This window comes from Pseudomonas sp. KB_15 (genome assembly GCF_052114525.1).
GTDB lineage: Bacteria > Pseudomonadota > Gammaproteobacteria > Pseudomonadales > Pseudomonadaceae > Aquipseudomonas.
The window spans coordinates 1-415 of the sequence record NZ_JBFREX010000264.1 but is presented as its reverse complement, the minus strand read 5'-3'; the positions used below and the strand labels follow the sequence as shown (position 1 = coordinate 415).

Sequence of the window (415 nt, the reverse complement as noted above, 5' to 3'; positions counted from 1 at the left end):
CAACTGGAAATGCCGCTACGCGCGTTGCCCCCGAGCGTGCCGCTGGATGTCACGTTGCAGGTGTCCGATGGCGTCGATCCGGCGCCGCTTCGCCACGCCTGGCAGACATGCTGGACAGCCACGGGCCTCCATCATGTTGAAGCCTCGGTCCTCCCAGCCAATGATGGGCTGATGGCGCTCGATGCCTGGCTAGACGAGACGGGTGGCCCGGCGCTGGAACGATTCCGCCTCTTCGTTGCCGTCCAATTGCACGAGACGCCGCCACAGAACAGCGCCGAGGCGGCCGTCGCGCTGCTATTGGGCTGGGCGCCATTGGTGGAGCGGCTTGAGCTGCCCGCCGTTGCCACGCTACATCGGCCTGTGGCCGCCGCCCATGGCCTCGCCGACACCATCCGGACAGCCGCGCTGTTCGGCC

1 pseudogene is annotated in these 415 nt (G+C 68.0%); it reads left to right on the top strand.

Going from position 1 to position 415, the window contains the following annotated elements:
• A pseudogene (locus AB4Z35_RS30800) lies at window positions 1–415 on the top strand (hypothetical protein); the annotation flags it as partial.